General features: G+C 71.9%; 19 protein-coding genes. 10 read left to right on the top strand and 9 right to left on the bottom strand.

Features of this window, described 5'->3' with window-relative positions:
- Positions 1-73 precede the first annotated feature (73 nt).
- Positions 74-1,051 (top strand): ABC transporter substrate-binding protein, encoded by a 978-nt coding sequence (locus ACZ7IB_RS26425; protein ID WP_470916271.1) that lies wholly within the window; start codon positions 74-76, stop codon positions 1,049-1,051.
- A gap of 209 nt (positions 1,052-1,260) precedes the next feature.
- Here the strand turns inward: ACZ7IB_RS26425 and ACZ7IB_RS26420 are convergent, their stop codons facing one another.
- The 3 genes from ACZ7IB_RS26420 to ACZ7IB_RS26410 all read right to left on the bottom strand — a co-directional run bounded on the left by ACZ7IB_RS26420 (position 1,261) and on the right by ACZ7IB_RS26410 (position 3,087).
- Positions 1,261-1,674 (bottom strand): DNA-binding protein, encoded by a 414-nt coding sequence (locus tag ACZ7IB_RS26420; RefSeq protein ID WP_470916269.1) that lies wholly within the window; start codon positions 1,672-1,674, stop codon positions 1,261-1,263.
- A complete protein-coding gene (locus ACZ7IB_RS26415) occupies positions 1,656-1,940 on the bottom strand; it encodes a hypothetical protein (RefSeq protein ID WP_470916267.1) in 285 nt (94 codons plus the stop codon). Before ACZ7IB_RS26415 ends, ACZ7IB_RS26420 begins: the two co-directional genes overlap by 19 nt.
- 82 nt (positions 1,941-2,022) lie before the next feature.
- Entirely contained in the window at positions 2,023-3,087 is a 1,065-nt protein-coding gene (locus ACZ7IB_RS26410) for a hypothetical protein (RefSeq protein WP_470916265.1), read from the bottom strand.
- A gap of 74 nt (positions 3,088-3,161) precedes the next feature.
- Here ACZ7IB_RS26410 and ACZ7IB_RS26405 point away from each other — a divergent pair, with 74 nt between their 5' ends.
- Both ACZ7IB_RS26405 and ACZ7IB_RS26400 read left to right on the top strand, forming a co-directional pair.
- On the top strand, positions 3,162-5,621 hold the full coding sequence (locus ACZ7IB_RS26405; protein ID WP_470916263.1) for a helicase-associated domain-containing protein: 2,460 nt from the start codon (positions 3,162-3,164) through the stop codon (positions 5,619-5,621).
- A 223-nt stretch (positions 5,622-5,844) separates the two neighbouring features.
- Positions 5,845-7,488 (top strand): DNA repair helicase XPB, encoded by a 1,644-nt coding sequence (locus ACZ7IB_RS26400; protein WP_114245861.1) that lies wholly within the window; start codon positions 5,845-5,847, stop codon positions 7,486-7,488.
- 27 nt (positions 7,489-7,515) lie between these two features.
- Here ACZ7IB_RS26400 and ACZ7IB_RS26395 read toward each other — a convergent pair whose 3' ends face one another.
- From ACZ7IB_RS26395 to ACZ7IB_RS26385, 3 genes are all read right to left on the bottom strand, one after another.
- Complete coding sequence (locus tag ACZ7IB_RS26395) at positions 7,516-7,917, bottom strand: hypothetical protein (protein WP_470916261.1); 402 nt, start codon at positions 7,915-7,917, stop codon at positions 7,516-7,518.
- 7 nt (positions 7,918-7,924) lie between these two features.
- Positions 7,925-8,332, bottom strand: a complete 408-nt coding sequence (locus ACZ7IB_RS26390; RefSeq protein ID WP_470916259.1) for a hypothetical protein — start codon at positions 8,330-8,332, stop codon at positions 7,925-7,927.
- A 72-nt stretch (positions 8,333-8,404) separates the two neighbouring features.
- Positions 8,405-8,608 (bottom strand): hypothetical protein, encoded by a 204-nt coding sequence (locus ACZ7IB_RS26385; RefSeq protein ID WP_470916257.1) that lies wholly within the window; start codon positions 8,606-8,608, stop codon positions 8,405-8,407.
- A gap of 129 nt (positions 8,609-8,737) precedes the next feature.
- Between ACZ7IB_RS26385 and ACZ7IB_RS26380 the strand changes: the two genes are divergently transcribed.
- A complete protein-coding gene (locus ACZ7IB_RS26380) occupies positions 8,738-8,917 on the top strand; it encodes a hypothetical protein (RefSeq protein WP_470916256.1) in 180 nt (59 codons plus the stop codon).
- A 53-nt stretch (positions 8,918-8,970) separates the two neighbouring features.
- Positions 8,971-11,043 (top strand): HelD family protein, encoded by a 2,073-nt coding sequence (locus ACZ7IB_RS26375; RefSeq protein WP_470916254.1) that lies wholly within the window; start codon positions 8,971-8,973, stop codon positions 11,041-11,043.
- 299 nt (positions 11,044-11,342) lie between these two features.
- Here ACZ7IB_RS26375 and ACZ7IB_RS26370 read toward each other — a convergent pair whose 3' ends face one another.
- Positions 11,343-12,032, bottom strand: a complete 690-nt coding sequence (locus ACZ7IB_RS26370) for a copper homeostasis protein CutC (RefSeq protein ID WP_470916252.1) — start codon at positions 12,030-12,032, stop codon at positions 11,343-11,345.
- A 254-nt stretch (positions 12,033-12,286) separates the two neighbouring features.
- Here ACZ7IB_RS26370 and ACZ7IB_RS26365 point away from each other — a divergent pair, with 254 nt between their 5' ends.
- The 5 genes from ACZ7IB_RS26365 (at position 12,287) to ACZ7IB_RS26345 (ending at position 20,033) form a co-directional block, all read left to right on the top strand.
- Positions 12,287-14,569 carry a heavy metal translocating P-type ATPase gene (locus tag ACZ7IB_RS26365; RefSeq protein ID WP_470916250.1) on the top strand — a complete coding sequence of 761 codons (2,283 nt, stop codon included), beginning with the start codon at positions 12,287-12,289 and terminating at the stop codon, positions 14,567-14,569.
- A gap of 224 nt (positions 14,570-14,793) precedes the next feature.
- The gene (locus tag ACZ7IB_RS26360) at positions 14,794-15,198 is read left to right on the top strand and encodes a hypothetical protein (protein ID WP_398630142.1); all 405 of its coding nucleotides are present in this window, start codon (positions 14,794-14,796) and stop codon (positions 15,196-15,198) included.
- Between the two features lie 5 nt (positions 15,199-15,203).
- Positions 15,204-17,915, top strand: coding sequence for an FxSxx-COOH system tetratricopeptide repeat protein (gene fxsT, locus ACZ7IB_RS26355; protein WP_470916312.1), 2,712 nt, complete (start codon positions 15,204-15,206; stop codon positions 17,913-17,915).
- 84 nt (positions 17,916-17,999) lie between these two features.
- On the top strand, positions 18,000-18,683 hold the full coding sequence (locus tag ACZ7IB_RS26350) for an HD domain-containing protein (RefSeq protein WP_470916248.1): 684 nt from the start codon (positions 18,000-18,002) through the stop codon (positions 18,681-18,683).
- 117 nt (positions 18,684-18,800) lie between these two features.
- A complete protein-coding gene (locus tag ACZ7IB_RS26345; protein WP_470916311.1) occupies positions 18,801-20,033 on the top strand; it encodes a Cmx/CmrA family chloramphenicol efflux MFS transporter in 1,233 nt (410 codons plus the stop codon).
- Between the two features lie 149 nt (positions 20,034-20,182).
- Here the strand turns inward: ACZ7IB_RS26345 and ACZ7IB_RS26340 are convergent, their stop codons facing one another.
- Positions 20,183-20,458, bottom strand: a complete 276-nt coding sequence (locus tag ACZ7IB_RS26340) for a DUF4031 domain-containing protein (protein WP_398630138.1) — start codon at positions 20,456-20,458, stop codon at positions 20,183-20,185.
- Positions 20,455-20,823, bottom strand: a complete 369-nt coding sequence (locus ACZ7IB_RS26335) for a hypothetical protein (RefSeq protein WP_470916246.1) — start codon at positions 20,821-20,823, stop codon at positions 20,455-20,457. Before ACZ7IB_RS26335 ends, ACZ7IB_RS26340 begins: the two co-directional genes overlap by 4 nt.
- Positions 20,824-20,943 lie beyond the last annotated feature (120 nt).

Raw genomic sequence — 20,943 nt, 5'->3', positions numbered from 1 at the left:
ACCCGGTGCCCCGCAGCGGCCGGCCGCCGGCACACCCGTGACCAACCACCCCGACCCCGACGAAGGGCACTTCATGACCACCTTCACCCGCCGCCGCGGTGTCACCCTCGGCGCCCTCACCCTGGCCGGCGCCCTCGCGCTCTGCGCCTGTGGCTCCTCGGACTCCGACAGCGGCAACGACAGCGGATCCGGCACCGCCAAGACCCACACCATGAAGACGGCCATGGGCGACGTCGAGGTCCCCGTGAACCCGCAACGCGTCGTGGTCCTCGACACCGGTGAGCTGGACTCCGCACTCACCCTCGGCGTGCAGCCGGTCGGCGCGACGCACTCGGCGACGGAGGACGGCTTCCCCTCCTACCTGCCGGAGAACCGGACGAAGGACATCAAGGAGGTCGGCGAGATCTCCCACCCCAACCTGGAGACCGTCGCCTCGCTGAAGCCGGACCTGATCCTCACCAGCAAGGTCCGTGACGGTGACCGTTACGAGCAGCTCAGTGCGATCGCCCCCACCGTGATGACCGAGTCCACCGGGACCGCCTGGAAGGAGAACTTCCAGACGCACGCGGAGGCGCTCGGCAAGCAGGCCGAGGCGAAGAAGGCCGTCGCCGAGTACGACGCCCATGTCGCGGACGTGACCGAGGCGATCGGCGGCAAGGAGAAGGCGGCCGCCACGGACGTCAGCTTCGTCCGCTTCGTCGAGGGCGCCGACATCCGCATCTACGGCAAGCAGAACTACATCGGCTCGATCCTCGCCGATCTCGGCGTGGGCCGCCCCGCGATCACCGACAAGGCCAAGGACGGCTTCTCCTACGACGTGTCCCCCGAGAAGATCGACCTCGCAAACGCGGATGTCATCTTCACGTCGACGTACGGGGACCCGGACAAGGCGGGAACGACCAGGACGATGAACAGCGGCCTGTGGAAGGGGCTGACGGCGTCCAAGGACGACAAGGTCTTCAAGGTCGACGACCGCCTGTGGATCGCGGGCATCGGGTACACGGCCGCGGACCAGATCCTCGACGAGCTCCAGACGGATCTCACGAAGTAGGGGGCTGGGCCCACAAGGAGAATCGCTCAGCGGCAGCCAAGTCCCCGCAGCGTGACCTCAAACCGTGCTGCGGCGGCCCGGCGTCGGTGCTCCAGATCCGTGAACGAGACCCGCGCACCTGTCGCCCCCTGGGCTTTCATTGAGCACCGCGGGAAACGGAGCGAAGGGATCCGTCCGACGAACTGGGGCGTGGCGACGTCGAGGGCCGCTCACACCACGACGAGGCGCACCCTGTCGCCGCACAGTTTGCTCATGCCGTCAACGTCGGATGTCAGCATGACGACGGGGCGTTGCTGCCGCAGAGCCGCCTCGGCCACGGCAGCGTCGACGGCGTACTTGTGGCCGTGCAGTCCAGCCGCCATCAATAGCGCCGAGGCCGCCTTCGCCTCTTCGTCGCCCACCGGGACGGTGCGCAGACCGGACAGCACCCGGGCCGGCCGGGCCTTGTCGGTGCGGGCGTGCACGGCTTCGATGATGGTGAGCGCGGAGATGACCACCTCCATCCCCCTGGACCGCGCCTCCGCGACCAGAGCCACCGCCGTCTCGTCATCGCTGAGCAGCTTGGAGAGCCCCTCACTGTCGAGGACGAGTGTCCCTTCGTGGATCAGCTTGCGGCGGGCCACTGGCCCTCCTCGGCGAACACCTCGTCGAAGACCTGCCGCGCCCGCTGCCGCGCCTGCTCGGAGACCGGACCCTCACGGCTCTCGTAGTCCGCCAGGTACTCGTCCAGCACCTGCCCCCGAAGCTCCCGCTCGACGGCCGCGGCGACGAACGCGGAGAACTCCCGCTTGCCGGCCCGGGCCCGAATCGCTTCGGCGGTCCCTTCGGGCAGAGAGAGACTGACCCGCGTAGCCGGCCCCTCACCGATGCCGTACGTCGTCTCGGACATGAGCCCATCGTATCAAACGAGTAGGAAACGAACGGTTTCATGTGTGGCGAGGGCCGAGGCGCCCGTCGGCGCGCACCCCCGCCTACCCCACCCGCTTCCGCGCCCGCCACACCAGGAACACCGCCGACGCCACCGCGGCCGTGCGTACCGCCACCGGCCACACCCCGCTCAGCGCCTCCGCCATCCCGTCCTGCGGGATCGGCTCGCCCCAGCGGCCCTCCGTCCGGCCCCAGAGCCAGACGAGTGCGCCCGCCACGACCACACCAGGAAGCCCCATCGCGGCCCATTTCGCCTCCGCGCGGGACAACTTGCGCGAGCTGTACGCGAGCAGCCAGCCACCCGCCAGGGCCAGCCAGGAGCCCATCACGGCGCCCACGACCAGCAGCCCGGCGGCGAGCAGCAAAAAGGGGTGGGAGAAACCCCCGGCCCTCGACTCGCGCGGGGCGCGGCGGCGGAGGCCCGGAAGCCGTCGGCGCCGCGGCGCGGCCTCGCCGGTGCCGACGTCCGCGGCCGGACCGTCGTCCGCCGAGTCGCCCGTGCGCGGGCGCGGAACGGCGTCCCGGGCCGGCGGCGGCTTCATCATGTCCGGGATCTCGACGCCGCCGACGAACCCCGGCACATCGACCCCGTCACCGAACGGCTCCGGCTCGATCCGCCACCAGTCGGGCTCGCTCCCGGACGGCCCCAGTTCGTCCGTACCGGCCATGTGCGGCGGGGAAGGCACCCGACCGGCCGCCGCTTCAGGGGCCGCGGAGTCCGCCGAGCCCTCCGATTCCCCGTCCGGCGCCTGTGCCCGCGCCTGCGACGCGCCCTTGCCGGAACTGTCTTTCCGGAGCATCCCCTTGCGCGGACGGGGGATGCCGCGCCCCTCCCCCGCGGCAGGTTCCGGCCGCTGCGGCAGCTCCACCGTCCCGTCCGCCGACGCGGCCGCAGCCGCGACCAGTTCGTCCGGTGTGCCGAGCCTCCCGATGATGCGGCGGACCGCCGCCGGGGTGTCCGCGGACTGCGTTCCGCGCTGCCGGTCGATCTCGCCCCGGAGAGCCGAAACGAGCCTCATCCGGGTGCCCGAGGACAGCTGTTGCTGCTGTGCCAGGTCCCCGACCCGGCTCAGATAGTCGTAGACGAGCTGCTCGCTCTCGATCCCCACGCGATGGTTCCCCTCTGGCGCCTGCACCGACGGTAGCGCCCTCGGGCCTGTCCGGAGCGACTACCGTGGGACGGATGGGGATGACCACACCACCGCGGACGCTCGCCGAAGCTCTCCGCGCCCGGGACGACGAGTCGTTGGCGGGGCTGCTGCGTGCCCGCCCCGATCTCCTCACCCCCGTACCGGGCGACATCACTCAGCTCGCGACGAGAGCCGGCACGCGCGCCTCCGTCGTACGCGCCCTGGAACACCTCGACCGGTTCGCCCTGCAGACCGCCGAGGCGCTCGCCGTGGCGCCCGACCCCGCCCCGTACGAGACGCTGCTCGGCCTCCTCACCGGCGACGGCCGGGACGACGGCGAGCACCGCGACGACGCGGACGCGGCGATCGGGGACGCGCTGCCCGCCGCCCTGGCCACCCTGCGCGAACAGGCCCTCGTCTGGGGCGAGGACGACCGGCTGCGGCTGGTGCGCACCGCGCGCGAACTCCTCGCGCCGTCCCCGCAGCACCCCTCCCCCACCGGTCTGGGCCCGACCGTCGCGGAGGCGACCGCCGGAATGTCGCCGGGCCGCCTCCAGGACATCCTGGCGACCGCCGGACTGCCCGCCACCCATGACCCGGTCTCCGCCGTGACGTCCCTGTCCGCGCTCTTCACCGACCGGGCCAGGATGGGCGAGCTGCTGGACACCGCTCCCGCCGAGGCCCTGTCCGTACTGGACCGGCTGGTGTGGGGGCCGCCCTACGGGGAAGTGACCCCGAACCCCACTCCGCCGGTGAAATGGCTGCGCGATCGCGGGCTGCTGCTGCCCGTGTCGACCCGCACCGTGGTGCTGCCCCGCGAGGCCGCCCTGCATCTGCGGGCCGGGCGCGCCCACCGCGTACCGGAACCGCAGCCGCCCGCCGTGGAGGCGGTCGCGAACCGTGATCCCCAGGCTGTGGACAGCGCGGCGGCCGGCCAGGCGTTCCTGGCGGTGAACACCGTCGAGGAGCTGCTGAAGAGCTGGAACGGCGGCGGCCCCGCGATACTGCGCGCCGGCGGGCTCAGTGTCCGCGAGCTGAAGAAGACCGCCACCGCCCTCGACGTCTCCGAGCCCGTCGCCGCGTTCTGGGTCGAACTCACCTACGCGGCCGGGCTGCTGGCCTCCGACGGAGAGGCCGACGAACGGTACGCGCCGACGCCCGCGTACGACGACTGGGCCGAACTCCCCGCCCAGGACCGCTGGGTGCACCTCGCCACCACCTGGCTCGCCGCCACCCGTACCCCGGGCCTGGTCGGCGGCCAGGACGCCAAGGGCCGGGCCCTGTCCGCCCTCGGCCCCGACCTCGACCGCTCCGCCGCCCCCGAGGTACGCCACCGGGTCCTGGCCCTCCTCGCCGCCCTGCAACCGGGCACCGCCCCCGACCCGGAGACAGTGCTCGCCCGGCTGCGCTGGGAACGCCCCCTGCGCGGTGCCTCCGCCTCCGCCGGGGACACCACCGACCTGCGGTCCCGGATCGCCCTGTGGACACTCAACGAATCCGAGCTCCTCGGCATCACCGGCCGCGGCGCTCTCGCCGCGCACACCCGCGCCCTGCTCGGTTCCGGGCCGGCCGAAGCCGCCGCGCTGCTCGCGCCCCTCATCCCGGAGCCGCTGGACCACGTCCTGCTCCAGGCCGATCTGACGGCCGTCGCCCCCGGCCCGCTGGAGCGCCCCCTGGCGGACATGCTCTCCGCCCTCGCGGACATCGAATCGAAGGGCGGCGCGACGGTCTACCGGTTCACCCCCGGGTCCGTACGCCGCGCCCTGGACGCCGGACAGTCCGCGGCCGATCTGCACGCGTTCCTCGCCGCCCACAGCCGTACGCCGGTGCCGCAGCCGCTCAGCTACCTCATCGACGACGTCGCCCGACGCCACGGCCACCTGCGGATCGGCGCCGCCTCCTCGTACGTGCGCTGCGACGACGAGGCCGTGCTGAACGAGATCCTCGCCGACAGGCGCTCGGCCACCCTGCGCCTGCGCCGCCTCGCACCGACGGCCCTGGCCGCCCAGATCGACCCCGCCTCCCTGCTCGACGGGCTGCGCGAGATGGGGTACGCGCCGGCCGCCGAGTCCGCCGAGGGCGACGTCCTGATCACCCGCGCGGGCGCCCGCCGCACCCCGCCCCGCACGGCCCCGGTCCCCGTGCCCGAGGGCCCTCCGGTCCCGGACGCCACACTGCTCGGCGCGGCGGTAAGGGCGATCCGCGCCGGGGACACGGCCGCCACGGTGGTCCGCAAGGACCCGGCCGACGCCCCCGCCGCCCCGTCCGGCGCCCTGCCCCGTACGACCTCCGCCGAGACCCTCGCCACCGTCCAGGCCGCCGCGATGACCGGCTCGGCGCTCTGGATCGGCTACGTCAACGCGGACGGCGCGGCCAGCCAGCGCGTCATCGCCCCGGTCCGGGTCGAGGGCGGGTTCGTCACCGCGTACGACCACACGGCGGACGAGGTCCGCACGTACCCGCTGCACCGGATCACCGGCGTCGCCGAACTGGCCGACGACGCCATGTCCTGAGGCTGGGGCCGGTCAAGCCGGGCGCGGCGGCGACAGCAACCACCGAGCTCCGGTCGTCCGGCCGGTCCGATCGTTCCGGAGCCGTCGCCTTGGTGGCAGCATCGGTCATCCCTGGGCCGTTCGTCCCTGTGCGGAGCAGCACACCGCCCCATGGCCCCCGCATGCGGCACACTGGACGTTTGGCCGTTCCCGGCCGTTCCCGCAGCAGAAAGGGCCGACGCGCGTGACCGGACCCCTCATCGTCCAAAGCGATAAGACGCTCCTCCTGGAAGTCGACCATGATCAGGCCGACGCCTGCCGTCGGGCGATCGCGCCCTTCGCCGAGCTGGAGCGGGCGCCCGAGCACATCCACACCTACCGGCTGACCCCGCTCGGGCTGTGGAACGCGCGCGCCGCCGGGCACGACGCCGAGCAGGTCGTCGACGCGCTCGTGCAGTACTCCCGCTATCCCGTTCCGCACGCGCTGCTCGTCGACATCGCCGAGACGATGGCCAGGTACGGCCGCCTCACCCTCTCCAAGCACCCGGTCCACGGTCTGGTGCTGACCTCCACGGACCGGCCCGTGCTGGAGGAGATCCTCCGGTCGAAAAAGGTCCAGCCGCTGGTCGGTGCACGGATCGACCCGGACACCGTGGCCGTGCACCCCTCGGAGCGCGGGCAGATCAAGCAGACACTGCTGAAGCTGGGCTGGCCGGCCGAGGACCTCGCCGGGTACGTCGACGGCGAGGCGCACCCCATCGAGCTCGCCGAGGACGGCTGGGCGCTGCGGCCGTACCAGAAGCAGGCCGTCGAGGGGTTCTGGCACGGCGGCTCGGGTGTCGTCGTGCTGCCCTGCGGTGCGGGGAAGACGCTGGTCGGGGCAGGTGCGATGGCCCAGGCCAAGGCGACCACGCTGATCCTGGTGACGAACACCGTCTCGGCCCGGCAGTGGAAGCACGAGCTGGTGAAGCGGACCTCGCTGACCGAGGACGAGATCGGCGAGTACAGCGGTACGCGCAAGGAGATCCGGCCGGTCACCATCGCCACCTACCAGGTGCTGACGACCCGCCGCAAGGGCATCTACCCGCACCTGGAGCTGTTCGACTCCCGCGACTGGGGTCTGGTGATCTACGACGAGGTACATCTGCTGCCCGCGCCCGTCTTCAAGTTCACCGCCGACCTGCAGGCCCGGCGCCGCCTCGGCCTCACCGCGACGCTGGTGCGTGAGGACGGCCGCGAGTCGGACGTCTTCTCGCTGATCGGGCCCAAGCGGTTCGACGCCCCGTGGAAGGAGATCGAGGCGCAGGGCTACATCGCGCCCGCCGACTGTGTCGAGGTGCGGGTCAATCTGACGGACTCGGAGCGGCTTGCGTACGCGACCGCCGAGACCGAGGAGAAGTACCGGTTCTGTGCGACGACCGCGACGAAGCGGAAGGTGACGGAGGCGCTGGTACGCAAGCACCGGGGCGAGCAGACCCTTGTCATCGGGCAGTACATCGACCAGCTCGACGAGCTGGGTGAGCATCTGAACGCCCCGGTGATCAAGGGCGAGACGAGCAACGCCCAGCGCGAGAAGCTCTTCGACGCGTTCCGCGAGGGCGAGCTCAGCGTCCTCGTGGTGTCGAAGGTCGCGAACTTCTCCATCGACCTGCCGGAGGCGACCGTCGCCATTCAGGTGTCGGGGACGTTCGGCTCGCGGCAGGAGGAGGCGCAGCGGCTCGGCCGGGTACTGCGGCCGAAGGCCGACGGGCACGAGGCGCGGTTCTACTCGGTGGTCGCCCGCGACACGATCGACCAGGACTTCGCGGCGCACCGCCAGCGGTTCCTGGCCGAGCAGGGGTACGCCTACCGGATCGTGGACGCGGACGAGCTGCTGACCGACAACTGAGGTCGGTGACCGACCCGTGCACGCCGGTCAGTCACCGAAGACCAGCAGCGGCAGCAGGTCCGCCGCGATCACCGTGTGCGGCAGCAGCGCGAAGGCCGCGGCCCGTCGACGGGCCGCGGTCCAGCGCGAGCGCCATGGCAGAACCCACGTGACGAACACGCCCAGAGGTGTCACGTACAAAATCGCTCGGGCGGCGGTCCACAGGATGTTCCGGGTGGCCCTGGTGCCCCAGGAGCAGGCGCCGTGCGCGTCGCACCTGCCGGGGCCCGTGAGAGCGAAGAGGACGATCATCAGGGCGGCGTAGGAGAGGATCACCGCGGCCACGGTGACGATGGCGGGGGCGATCCAGCCGTCGAGTCGCAGGGGGTCCGCGGGGCCGGGCGGTGTCGGTTCAGGCGACGTGGGTTCGGACGGCGCAGGCTGCGTCATCACGGGGTCAGCCGCCAAGCGTCAGGAGCAGGACCAGACCGCCCACCGCCGTCAGACCGGGCAGCACCGCGACGGCCGCTGCCCATCGGCGAGCCACGGCCCAGCGGGGCCGCCACGGCAGCACCCAGGCGGTGATCAGGGCAAGGGGCGTGATGAACGGGGTCGCGTAGAGCCCGTAGGCCATGAGGCTCAGCGGAACCATGATGTCCGACGAGCAGTTGTCGGGGCCGCAGCTGTCCGTGGCCATCACCGCGAACCCGATGGCGAACATGCCGATGCAGGTCAGAAGGCCGGAAAGCGCCGTGGCAACGGTGGGGGCGACCCAGGCGTTCGGGCTGTGTGCAACGGCCGCGGGACCAGCGGCGACAGGACCGGCGGGGTCGGGACGCATCACTCGGACGTGGCTGTTCTCCATGCCGCTACCCAATCGCGGGGCAGGGCCGCGACGCCTCCGGTCAGATACTCACACCGGGGAGGTTCTGCGTACTCAGTGCTCGCGGCGGTGGACGCCTCGGTGGACGCCCGCCTCTTCCGCGTACTCGCCGAGGACGACCACGCCGAACGCGGCGCGGGCGTAGACCTTGACGGCACGCAGGGCGTCGCCGACGCGGTGGGTGTACGGGTGACCGGTCGCCGCGGTCGCGCCGTGCGCGGGGCCGGTCCTGCGGGGGATCAAAGAGACGGTGCTCATGTACTCCATGGTCCTGCGCCCGGCCACCAAAGGCATCGACCCGCAGACGGAACCCTGAAGCGGTGCGCATAGGTCTCCGGTCGCACGGCGTCCCCTACGGGACGGACCCGGCATCAAAACCGTTCGACCGTGACGAGAGCGGTCGATACAATCGCCGGTCTGCCCGCCTCCCGCACCGTGGTACCGGCCATCGCCGGCAGCCGGGGGAGCGCCGCCGACCGGACGGAAACCGGCCGACAGCTGTACGTACACCTGCGTGCGTACCCCGTGATCGATCCCCGAGCGGACCGCATCACCCCCGAGCCGTAACCGGGGGCGAGGTGCGGTCCGCCGTCCTGCGTTGAAAAGCCGGAGGCAACACCGTGCCCGCGCACGAACACGAACACGACACCACCACCGATCCCCTGGCTCGTGAACGCGCCCATCTCGCCGCGTCCCGCTCCGCGTTGCGCGCCATGCGCGAGGACGCCCAGGCCCTCGACATCCGCGACGTCACCGCGAACTGGGTCAACGCGGCCGTCCTGCAGGCCCAGATCGACGAGCGCATCAAGTCCCTCGCCGATCTCGCCCACACCCCGCTCTTCTTCGGCCGCCTGGACTATCTGCACCGGGTCGGTGCCGAGCAGGCCGAGGGCGCGGAGGGGGAGCAGTTCTACATCGGGCGCCGGCACGTCCATGACGCCGACGGCGATCCGATGGTCATCGACTGGCGTGCGCCCGTCTCGCAGCCGTTCTACCGGGCTTCGAAGAAGGACCCGCAGGACGTCGGCCAGCGCCGACGCTTCGGCTACACCGGCGGTGAGCTGACCGCGTACGAGGACGAGCACCTCAGCGACCCCACCGAGGCCGCGCAGACCAGCAAGCTCCTCCAGGCGGAGATCGAGCGGCCGCGTGTCGGCCCGATGCGTGACATCGTCGCGACGATCCAGCCGGAGCAGGACGAGATCGTCCGTAGCGGTCTCGGCGGGACGGTCTGCGTGCAGGGAGGGCCCGGCACCGGTAAGACGGCCGTCGGCCTGCACCGTGTCGCGTACCTCCTCTACGCCCACCGGGAGCGCCTGGCCCGTACCGGCACGCTGGTCATCGGGCCGAACCGTTCGTTCCTCCACTACATCGAGCAGGTGCTCCCGGCCCTCGGCGAGCTGGAGGTGAAGCAGGCGACCGTCGACGATCTGGTGACGGCGGGCATCGCGGTGCGCGGCACGGACTCGGCGGCAGCCGCCGTCGTCAAGGGCGACGCCAGGATGGCGGAGGTGCTGCGGCGGGCGATCCGTTCACATGTGACGCTGCCGACGGAGCCGGTGATGGTGGTGCGCGGTTCGCGCCGCTGGCGGGTGCCGGCGTACGAGCTGGAGGAGATCGTCACCGAACTGCTGGCCCGCGACATGCGGTACGGGGCCGCCCATGAGGCGCTTCCGCAGCGCATCGCGCACTCCGTCCTGGTCCGGATGGAGGAGGCCGGCGAGGCGCCCGACGACCGGGTGCAGAACGCGGTGGCCCGCACCCCCGCCGTGAAGGCGGCCGTGAAGGCGATCTGGCCGGCCGTCGAACCGGCCAGGCTGGTGCTGCGGCTGCTCAGCGACGCGGAGTTCCTGGCCGCGCACGCGAACGGGCTGCTCACCGAGGACGAGCAGAAGACGATCCTGTGGACCAAGCCTGTCCGCAGCGTGAAGTCCGCGAAGTGGTCGGCGGCGGACGCGGTGCTGATCGACGAGGCGAGCGACCTGGTGGCGCGTACGCATTCGCTCGGCCATGTCGTCCTCGACGAGGCGCAGGACCTGTCCCCCATGCAGTACCGGGCGGTGGGCCGCCGCTGCACGACGGGTTCGGCGACGGTTCTCGGTGACCTCGCGCAGGGCACCACGCCGTGGTCGACGGAGAGCTGGGCGCAGGCGCTGCACCACCTGGGGAAGTCGGACGCGGTGGTGGAGGAGCTGACGGCGGGCTTCCGTGTGCCGCGCGAGGTGATCGCGTACGCCTCACGGCTGCTGCCGGTGATCTCGCCGGGCCTTGCGGCGGTGGAGTCGGTGCGTGAGTCGCCGGGTTCGCTGGAGGTACGGAAGGTGGGCGATCCGGCGGAGCTGGACGCGGCGGTGCTGGCGGCGTGCGAGGAGTCGTTGAGGCAGGAGGGGTCGATCGGGCTGATCGCGGCCGATGCGCGGATTCCGGCGCTGGCCGATGCGCTGGCCGCGGCGGGTCACGCGTATCTCTCCCCCGGTGAGGAGACGACCGCCGAGTCCCGGCTGACCTTGGTCCCGGCGTCGCTGGCGAAGGGCCTGGAGTACGACTACGTGGTACTGGACGAGCCGGCCGCGGTGGTGGACGGCGAGCCGGACGAGCGCACGGGGCTGCGCCGGCTGTACGTGGCGCTGACGCGTGCGGTGTCGGGGCTGACGGTGGTGCATGCGGCGGGGATGCCGGACGAGCTGTTGTAGGGGGCGGGGGCGCGGGTGGAGCGCGTGCGGGTGGAGCGCGTGCGGGCAGGAGGTGCGCCTGCGGCGGGCCTGTCCCCCTGCCCATCCCCAAGCTCTCAACTTCGTTCGAGCAGGGGAGACCCCGCTCTTCCCCAAACCGGGGCTCCGCCCCGGACCCCGCGCCCTCGAACGTCGGCGAGGACGGATTTTCGCCGGGCGGAATCAGGCCCGTCCGGCAACCACCGGCCCGTCCGGCGTCCGACCGTTCAGCCGGGTGGCCCCGGACCCTTGGCCCGGGGCCACCTCAAGCCCCGCCCGCGCTACGCGTCGAGCACCGCCCGCCACTCCCGTACCGCCGCCGCGTCCACCGGACCCGACCAGCCGTGCGGGCGCGCGGCGCCGCCGATGTGTACGGCGTCGATGCCCGCGGACAGCAGCTCCGGCAGGTGCTCCAGGCGGAGCCCGCCGCCCACCAGGATCTGCGGCTCGTAGCCGGGCTCACCCTTGCGCGCCGCCTCGACCAGCAGCGTCGGGATGCCGTCGTCGACGCCCTTGGGCGAACCCGCGGTGAGGTACGTGTCCAGGCCCGGCATGTCCGCCAGCTGCTTGCGCAGGGCGTCCCGGTCGGCGGCCCGGTCGATCGCGCGGTGGAAGGTCCAGGGGCAGCCGTCCAGCTCGGCGACGAGGCGCTCGACGGCGACCAGGTCCGGGTGACCTTCGGCGTCCAGGAAGCCCAGGACGAATTCCTCGGCGCCCTCCGCCCGCAGCTCGTGCGCCCTGGCCACGAGCACATCGATGTCGCCGGCCGCGAAGCCGTCCGCCAGCCTGAGCATCACCCGCAGCGGAATGTCCACCGCCGCCCGGATCTCCGCGAAGGTCGCGCAGGACGGGGTCAGACCGTCCGCCGCCATGTCGGTGACCAGCTCGAGCCGGTCTGCACCACCCGCCTGGGCAGCGACCGCGTCCTCCGCATCGAGAGCGATCACCTCCAGGACTGCACGGTTGCTCATGTGATCCCAACCCTCCAGGAAGCAGCAAAGATAAATAGGTCTAGTCCAATGACCAGCCTACGGGGCGGTCGACCGAGGGCGCAGCCTCAATGCGACGTGAAGATACGTGAGGTCGGACGCACATCAGGCGATCGGGCGCGCACACTCCGGGCCCCGACAATGGATCACCCTTGCGCTTTATAGGGGTGGGGGGTATACCTGAACCAGCAATGCATACCCCCTAGGGGTACCACGTCTCCGCCAGGGAGGACATCGTGTCCGCGCACACCGCCACAACCGGCGACGGAACAGCCGTCGGCACCACCGCAGAGGTCGAGCTCGCGATCGGCGGCATGACCTGCGCCTCCTGCGCGGCCCGTATCGAGAAGAAGCTCAACCGGATGGACGGCGTCGAGGCCACCGTCAATTACGCCACCGAGAAGGCAAAGGTCAGCTACCGGGGCGAGGACATCTCCGTACAGGACCTGATCGCCACCGTCGAGAAGACCGGCTACACCGCGCACCGGCCCGCTCCCCCGGTGCGTACCGAGGACGACGCCCCCGAGGCCGCGGAGGCCGACGAGCTGCGGCCCCTGCGGCAGCGGCTGCTCACCGCCGTCGTGCTCGCCGTGCCGGTGATCGCCATGTCGATGGTCCCGGCGCTCCAGTTCGACTACTGGCAGTGGCTCTCGCTGACCCTGACGGCCCCCGTCGTCGCGTACGCCGCCTGGCCCTTCCACCGCGCCGCCTGGACCAACGCCAAGCACGGCGCGGCGACGATGGACACCCTGATCTCGGTCGGCACCTCGGCCGCGTTCCTGTGGTCGGTGTGGGCGCTGTTCTTCGGCACGGCGGGCATGGTCGGCATGACCCATCCGTTCGAGCTGACCATCGGCCGCAGCGACGGCGCCGGGAACATCTATCTGGAGGCCGCAGCCGGAGTCACGGCCTTCATCCTGGCCGGGCGCTACTTCGAGGCCCGCTCCAAGCGGAAGGCGGGCGCGGCCCTCAAGGCGCTGCTCGAACTCGGAGCGAAGGAGGTGACCGTGCTGCGCGGCGGCCATGAGGTGACCGTGCCGACCGCCGATCTCCAGGTCGGGGACCGGTTCCTGGTCCGCCCCGGCGAGAAGATCGCCACCGACGGCACCGTCGTGGAAGGCGCATCGGCCGTGGACGCGTCGATGCTCACCGGTGAGTCCGTACCCGTGGAGGTCGGCGTCGGCGACTCGGTCACCGGGGCCACGCTCAACGCGGGTGGCCGACTCGTCGTCGAGGCCACCCGCATCGGCGCCGACACCCAGCTGGCCCGGATGGCGAAGCTCGTCGAGGACGCGCAGAACGGCAAGGCGGCCGCCCAGCGCCTCGCGGACCGGATCTCCGCCGTCTTCGTCCCCGTCGTCATCGCCCTCGCGCTCGGCACGCTCGGTTTCTGGCTCGGCAACGGGGCCGGCCTGACCGCCGCGTTCACCGCCGCCGTCGCCGTACTGATCATCGCCTGCCCCTGCGCCCTGGGCCTCGCCACTCCCACCGCCCTCATGGTCGGTACGGGACGCGGCGCCCAGCTCGGCATCCTGATCAAGGGCCCCGAGGTCCTGGAGACCACGCGCCGCGTCGACACGATCGTCCTCGACAAGACCGGCACGGTCACCACCGGCCGGATGACCCTGCTGGACGTGCACACGGCGGACGGTACGGACGAGAGCGATGTGCTGCGGCTCGCGGGCGCCCTGGAGCACTCCTCCGAGCACCCCATAGCCCAGGCCGTCGCCGCCGGTGCCGCCGAGCGCACCGGTGCCGCCCTCCCCGCCCCCGAGGACTTCGCCAACGTCGCGGGCCTCGGCGTCCAGGGCGTCGTCGAGGGCCACGCCGTCCTCGTCGGCCGTGAGCAGTTGCTCGCCGAATGGGAGATCCACCTGCCGGTGGAGCTGGCCCGGCAGAAGGCCGCGGCGGAGGCCGCCGGACGGACGGCCATCGCGGTCGCCTGGGACGGCGAGGCACGGGCGGTCCTCGAAGTCGCCGACGCGGTGAAGGACACCAGCGCGGAAGCCGTCGAGCGGCTGCGTGCCCTCGGTCTGACCCCGATCCTGCTCACCGGCGACAACCGCGCGGTGGCCGAGGCGGTCGCGGCCGAGGTCGGGATCGAGAAGGTGTACGCGGAGGTCATGCCGGAGGACAAGGTCGACGTCGTCAAGGACCTCCAGGCTCAGGGCCGTTCGGTCGCCATGGTCGGTGACGGTGTCAACGACGCGGCCGCCCTCGCCCAGGCCGACCTGGGCCTGGCGATGGGTACGGGCACGGACGCCGCGATCGAGGCCGGTGACCTGACGCTGGTGCGCGGGGACCTGCGGGCCGCGGCGGACGCCATCCGGCTCTCCCGCAAGACGCTGGGCACCATCCGTACGAACCTGTTCTGGGCCTTCGCCTACAACGTGGCCGCACTGCCGCTCGCCGCGGCCGGGCTGCTCAACCCGATGATCGCGGGCGCGGCAATGGCGTTCTCGTCGGTCTTCGTGGTCGGCAACTCGCTGCGGCTGCGGGGGTTCAGGGCGGGGGCGTAGCGGGTGCGGGGGCGCCTTGTTCCCCTGCCCGCCCCAGTTCGGGAAGAGTGGGGTCTCCCCTGCTCGAACGAAGTTGAGAGCTTGGGGATGGGCAGGGGAACAGGCCCGCCGCAGGCGCACCCCTCACACCCACACGACCCCGCGCGGGCGCGGGGTCCCTACTGGCATCATGGGATTCGTCATGGTCGCGTGCAGCCCGCTGTGGTGGGCGAGTTGGGGGAATCGTGGATGCTCTGACGGTCGCTAGCGAGATCGCGCCGTACGTCACAGCGGCGGTCGGCGCCTACGGCACTGCTGTGCTGACCCGCGCCACCGACGCGAGCGCGGACGCCACGGTCAGCCTGGGCCGGCGCATCCTCCAACGTATCCGGGGGAACCAGCAGGACTCCGCCGAACTGGACCGAGCGGTGGCGGAGGCGGCGGAAGCTCCCGAGGACGAGGACTTCCAGGCCATGCTCCGCGTCCAGATCAAGAGGGCGCTGCTCGCCGACGCCGAGCTCACGGCGGACATCGCGCGCCTGCTCTCCCAGTCCTCGGTGTCCCTCACGGCCTCGGGCGACGGCTCGGTCGCCGTCCAGCACAACTCCGGGGTCATCAGTACCGGAAGTAACGCCCAGATCCAGCGGTGAGCGCCATGATCCCCGTCCAGCCGCCCGACGGCCCCGGACAGATCGGTTCCCCGCGCTGGGAGGCGTCCGGCGAGCGTGCCGTCGCCGTGGACGCGAACGCGGGGATCATCAGCACAGGCCCCGGGGCCACCATCTACACGGCCCCCGCCGTCCAACTCCCCCCGGCCCAGACCGTCGCGGGACCCCGTGGTCAGCGCAACCACAACCTGCCACGCCCTCCCAGCGCCCTGTTCGTCGGCCGCGACGACGATGTCATCAGGCTCGGTACGGCGCTGGCGGCGGAGAGCGAGCCGGTCACGCGGATCCTGGTCGGCCTCGGTGGCGTCGGCAAGACGAGCCTCACGTTGCAGTACGCCCACCGGTACAGGGCCGAGTACACGACGGTGTGGTGGATCACCGCCGACAACCCGGACGCCATCACGGCCGGGCTTGCGGCGCTCACCAGCCGCCTGCTGCCCGACCTCGCGACCCCGGCCACCACCAACGCGCTGGCCGAATGGGCGATCACCTGGTTCCAGACGCATCCGGGCTGGCTCGTGGTGTTCGACAACGCGGACGACCCGAGCCACCTCGCGCCGGTCATCAGCCAACTCGACACCGGCCGCCATCTGATCACCAGCCGCCGCACGGCGGGCTGGCACCACCTGGCTGCGCCGCTCCGCCTCGATGTGCTCAGCCCGAGCGACGCCGCCGAGCTACTGACTCGCACGGCCGGCCACAACGCCGTGAGCGAGAAGCCGGCCGTGGCCGAACTGGCTACGGAACTCGGCCACTTGCCACTCGCACTGGAGCAGGCCGGCGCATATATCCACAACCACGCCATCACCTTCACCGCGTATCTGGAACGGGTGCGGCGCTACCCGGCCCGCATGTTCGCCACGGCCTACGCGGGCAGCACCGACCGGCGCACCATCGCTCGCGTCTGGCGCGTGACGCTCAGCGTCATCGCCGACCGGGACCCGCTCGCCGTGGAGATTCTGCGCACCCTGGCCTGGTTCGCTCCGGACCGACTGCCGCAGGACCTCATCACGACCATCGACGACGATCTCCTGGCGGTGGACGACGCGCTGGCGCTCCTCGCCGGCTACAGCATGATCACCCTGGCACCACCCAACCTGCGCGTCCACCGCCTGGTCCAGGCGGTGGCCCGCACGGCGGACCCCGCCGACCCGCTGCGTACAGAGGAGGCGATCTTGGTGGCAAGAGACCGGGCGGCAAGGATCCTGCTGGACAGCCTGCCGAGCGGGGGGACCGACGGGGAATCCGGCGGCGTGTCCATCGCTGTCCCCCAGTGGCCCAGTTGGCGAACCCTTCGCCCGCACATCGAAGCCTTCATCGAGCTGGTGCCGCGCGACGAGGACACCGCCGACATCGCCGTCGTCCTTCACGAGACGTCCCGCTTCCTGCTGGACCAGGGCCATGTCTCCCAGGCCGCACGCTACAGCGAACGATCCCTCGCCGCCCGCGAGCGCGTACTGGGCAGCGACGACCCCGACACCCTCTCCACCCGCAACCAGCTGGGGAACATCTACCGCGCCGCCGGGGAACTCGGCCGGGCGATCCCCCTGTACGAACGGACCGTCGCCGACCGCGAGCGTGTGCTCGGCGACGACCACCCGGACACCCTCTCCACCCGCAACTACCTCGCCAACGCGTACCGCGACTCGGGCCGTGTCGACTGGTCGATCCCGCTGTACGAACGCACCCTGGCCGATCGGGAACGGGTCCTCGGCCGAGACCACCCGGAGACCTTGATCTCCCGCAACAACCTCGCGAGCGGCTACCGTGACGCGGGCGATCTCGGACGCGCGATCCCCTTCTTCGAAGCCACGCGCGCCGACGCCGAGCGAGTACTGGGCCAGGATCACCCCCGGACGCTCCTCTTCCGGAACAATCTCGCCACCGCCTACGAGGCGGCGGGCGATCTGACCCGCGCCCTCCCCCTGTACGAACGCACGCTCGCCGACCGGGAAATCCTCCTCGGCGCCACCCACCCCGACACCCTCACCACGCGCAACAATCTGGCGGGCGCCTTGCAGGACACCGGCGACCTGCCCCGCGCCATCGAGCTGTACGAGCACACGCTGGCCGACTCGGAGCGGGTGCTCGGCCACGAACACCCGCGCACGCTCCTCGTCCGCAGCAATCTGGCTGACGCGCTGTCGCAGGCAGGCGACCGCGAGACGGCGAGGTCCCTGTGGGAGTCGGTTCTCAACGACTCCGAGCGCCTGCTGGGTACCGGCCACCCCGATACCCTCCTCGTCCGCAGCAATCTGGCCGGCGCCCTGTTCGACGCGGGAGACCCCGCGCGGGCCACCGCACTATGGGAGTCGGTCGTCGCCGACTCGGAGCGCGTCCTCGGCGACGACCACCCGGACACACTCCTCGCGCGGAGCAATCTCGCCCGCGCCGGCCGCTCGGTCGAGCTGTCGGAGCGCGCGCTCGCCGACTGCGTACGCGTCCTCGGCGACGACCACCCCCGGACCATCACCGCCCGCCGCGATCTGGCGCTCGCCCACGAGGCGGCGGGCGACCTGCTGCGCGCGATCGCGGTGTGCGAGCGCGCGTTCCACGACTCCGTGCGGGCGCTGGGCGCGGACCATGCGCGATCACGCGCCGTACGGGCCGGCCTGGCGCGCCTGCGCCGTGGGCTGATCGTGATGGTGCCCCCGCACGACGGGGCCGCGTCCAGGCGGGTTCTCATGAACGGCAGCTGACGGACTCCACGCGCACCGAACAGCACGTCCTGCGCTCCCTCACCGCCTACGACCACCGGCCCCTTGGAGGTCTAGGGTCGTCCCATGACCGACAGCTCGCACGGAAGCAGCGCCCACAGGGCGAGCAGCGCCGACAGCTCCCTCCGTGGCCGCTGGCAGGCGGCTCTCGTCGCCGTCCGGGGCGGCGCCCCCGCCCCCGACCCGTTGCCGTACGCCGACAATCTGCTGGCACGCTGGGCCGAGCCCCAGCGGCGGTACCACACCACCGCGCACCTGGCCGCGGTGCTCGACCGCATCGACACGCTCGCCGGGTACGCGGCCGATGCGGATGCCGTGCGCCTCGCCGCCTGGTTCCACGATGCGGTCTACCGGCCCGACCGGTCCGAGAACGAGGAACGCAGCGCCGCCCTCGCCGAACGTGCCCTGCCGGAGGCTGGCGTGCCGGACGACGTCACGGCCGAGGTCGCCCGTCTCGTACGTCTCACCGTCGCCCATGACCCGGTGGCCGGTGACGCCAACGGCGAGGTGCTGTGCGATGCGGATCTGGCCATCCTGGCGGCGGCCCCGAAGGAGTACGCGGCCTACGCGGCGCAGGTGCGCGAGGAGTACGGCTTCGTGCCCGACGACGCGTTCCGGGAGGGGCGGGCGACGGTGCTGCGTCAGCTGCTCGGACTGCCGCGACTGTTCCGTACACCGCACGGGGTGGCCCGGTGGGAACCGCGGGCGCGGCAGAACCTGCTGACCGAGCTGGAGCTGCTCAGCCACTGAGCAGCTCGCGGCAGGGCGGTGGCCGAAGCCGGCGGGAGCGTGAAGGGGCCGGGAATGTAATGGTCGTGATGGCTGTTGGCAGCTGTCATGCCCGACTCTGCCGCTCGCCGCACCCGCATGCCCCTTGCCGTCGTGGTCCTAGGGGTAGCGGTCTTCGCCCTGGGAACCAGCGAGTTCATGCTCTCCGGGCTGTTGCCGCCCATCGCCGACGACATGAACGTGTCCATCCCCCGCGCCGGACTTCTCATATCCGCCTTCGCGATCGGCATGGTGATCGGCGCCCCGCTGCTCGCCGTGGCCACGCTCCGGCTGCCGCGCCGCACCACACTGATCGCCCTGATCTCCGTCTTCGGCCTCGGTCAGGTCGCGGGTGCGCTGGCTCCGACGTACGAGGTGCTCTTCGCGTCCCGTGTCGTGAGCGCCTTCGCCTGCGCCGGATTCTGGGCGGTGGGGGCGGCGGTCGCCATCGCGATGGTGCCGGTGAACGCGCGGGCCCGTGCGATGGCCGTGATGATCGGCGGTCTGTCGATCGCCAATGTGCTCGGCGTGCCCCTGGGGGCCTTTCTCGGTGAGAACCTCGGCTGGCGGTCGGCGTTCTGGGCGGTGGGTGCGGCGTCCGCCGTGGCACTGGTCGGGGTGACGACGTTGATTCCGCGCATTCCGCTGCCGGAGCAGAAGCCGCGGCTCAAGCAGGAGATGAGCATCTACCGGGACCGGCAGGTGTGGCTGTCGATCGTGATCACGGCGCTCGCGGCGGGCGGTGTCTTCTGCGCGTTCAGCTATCTGGCCCCGCTGCTGACGGATGTCGCCGGGCTGGACTCCGGCTGGGTGCCGACGGTGCTCGCGCTGTTCGGGGTCGGTGCGCTGGTCGGTACGACGATCGGCGGCCGGGTCGCGGACGCGCATCTCTTCGGGGTGCTGATGAGCGGTATCGCGGCCTCGACGGTCTTCCTGGTCGCGCTGGCGCTGTTCGCCTCGAACCAGTTCGCCGCGGTCGGGCTCTCGTTCCTGCTCGGCCTGTCGGCGTTCTACACGGCCCCGGCGCTCAACGCCCGGATGTTCAATGTCGCGGGCGCCGCTCCGACGCTGGCCGGTGCCACGACGACGGCCGCGTTCAACCTGGGCAACACGGGCGGCCCCTGGCTGGGCGGCACGGTGATCGACGCGGACTTCGGTTTTGCCGCGACCGCCTGGGCGGGGGCGGCGATGACGGTACTGGCGCTGGTGGCCGTGGTGTTCTCGCTGCGGCTGCAGGGCGGGGGTAGGTCGCGCCGGGTGGCCGGGGCGTCGGCCGCGGCGTCGTCGGAGGCGTCCGCGAAGGCAGCGGAGGCGGGTGTCTCCGCCGCCTGACTGATCAGGCGGGTGCCTGTGTCGTCCGACTCATGCGGGCGGGTGCCCCCGTCGCCCGACTGAGCCGGGCCGGGGCTGCCCGTCCGACTGATCCGGGCCCGGCTGCCGTCCAACTCGTCCAGGCCGGGGCTGCCGACGTGCGCGGCCGTTCAGCTCCCGGGCGCCGGGCGTCCCTTGGGCCGGCGCAGACCGGCCTCCGTGATCCGGCGGACGAGCTCCTTCGAGCCGATCTCCTTCGCCCCGGCCCGTACCGCGTCCTCGTACCGCGATTCCGGTACGTCGTAGTGGTCGCGCTCGAACGCGCGGGCCGGGCAGCCGATGGATGCCGCGAAGGCGTGCAGTTCCTCGAAGGACACATCGCTGACCAGGTGCGACCAGAACCGCCCGTGCCCCGGCCAGTCCGGCGGGTCGATGTAGACCGTCACCGCCGCAGTATCCCGCTCAGCGAACCGACCGGTGCGACGGCCACGGCGGCCTTGGTACACACCCAGTGCGGGTCCGGGCCCAGCTCCGGTTCGACATCCAGGGCGTGCGGGTCGCCCGCGTCGCAGACCGGGCAGAGCGGCCACCGCCCGTACCGTTCGAGCAAGGCGTCCTGAACGTCCTGCGCGACGAGGCCGACGACGAACGAGGCGCCGTCGGGCCACTGTTCGACCCACCACCGGCGGTGGGTCACCGCATCCTCGACCAGCGAGACGATCCCGGCCTCGGCAACGTCACCTGCGGCGAGATCGGCCATGACCAGCGCGCGGGCCGTGTGCAACGCCTGTTCCAGGGGGGTCATCTCCATGGGCCCATTGTCACCCGCCCACGAACCCGCCTCTCGCGCTCGTCCCCACCATTTCCGCGCTGACGGAGGAGCTGTCAGAGGCAGGGACCAAAGGGGGGTTGACGGGCAACCTGGTTGAAA

This window comes from Streptomyces sp. NPDC037301 (genome assembly GCF_055602785.1).
Note: the sequence above shows the minus strand (reverse complement) of the source record. Positions and strands in the feature narration are given on the sequence as shown.

Coding starts and splice junctions, on each gene's coding strand:
- ACZ7IB_RS26390 (WP_470916259.1), bottom strand. CDS start 8,332: ATGGAGAACAGCCACGTCCGAGTGATGCGTCCCGACCCCGCCGGTCCT.
- ACZ7IB_RS26345 (WP_470916311.1), top strand. CDS start 18,801: ATGCCCCTTGCCGTCGTGGTCCTAGGGGTAGCGGTCTTCGCCCTGGGA.
- ACZ7IB_RS26395 (WP_470916261.1), bottom strand. CDS start 7,917: ATGACGCAGCCTGCGCCGTCCGAACCCACGTCGCCTGAACCGACACCG.
- ACZ7IB_RS26370 (WP_470916252.1), bottom strand. CDS start 12,032: ATGAGCAACCGTGCAGTCCTGGAGGTGATCGCTCTCGATGCGGAGGAC.
- ACZ7IB_RS26385 (WP_470916257.1), bottom strand. CDS start 8,608: ATGAGCACCGTCTCTTTGATCCCCCGCAGGACCGGCCCCGCGCACGGC.
- fxsT (WP_470916312.1), top strand. CDS start 15,204: ATGATCCCCGTCCAGCCGCCCGACGGCCCCGGACAGATCGGTTCCCCG.
- ACZ7IB_RS26405 (WP_470916263.1), top strand. CDS start 3,162: ATGGGGATGACCACACCACCGCGGACGCTCGCCGAAGCTCTCCGCGCC.
- ACZ7IB_RS26350 (WP_470916248.1), top strand. CDS start 18,000: ATGACCGACAGCTCGCACGGAAGCAGCGCCCACAGGGCGAGCAGCGCC.
- ACZ7IB_RS26415 (WP_470916267.1), bottom strand. CDS start 1,940: ATGTCCGAGACGACGTACGGCATCGGTGAGGGGCCGGCTACGCGGGTC.
- ACZ7IB_RS26335 (WP_470916246.1), bottom strand. CDS start 20,823: ATGGAGATGACCCCCCTGGAACAGGCGTTGCACACGGCCCGCGCGCTG.
- ACZ7IB_RS26425 (WP_470916271.1), top strand. CDS start 74: ATGACCACCTTCACCCGCCGCCGCGGTGTCACCCTCGGCGCCCTCACC.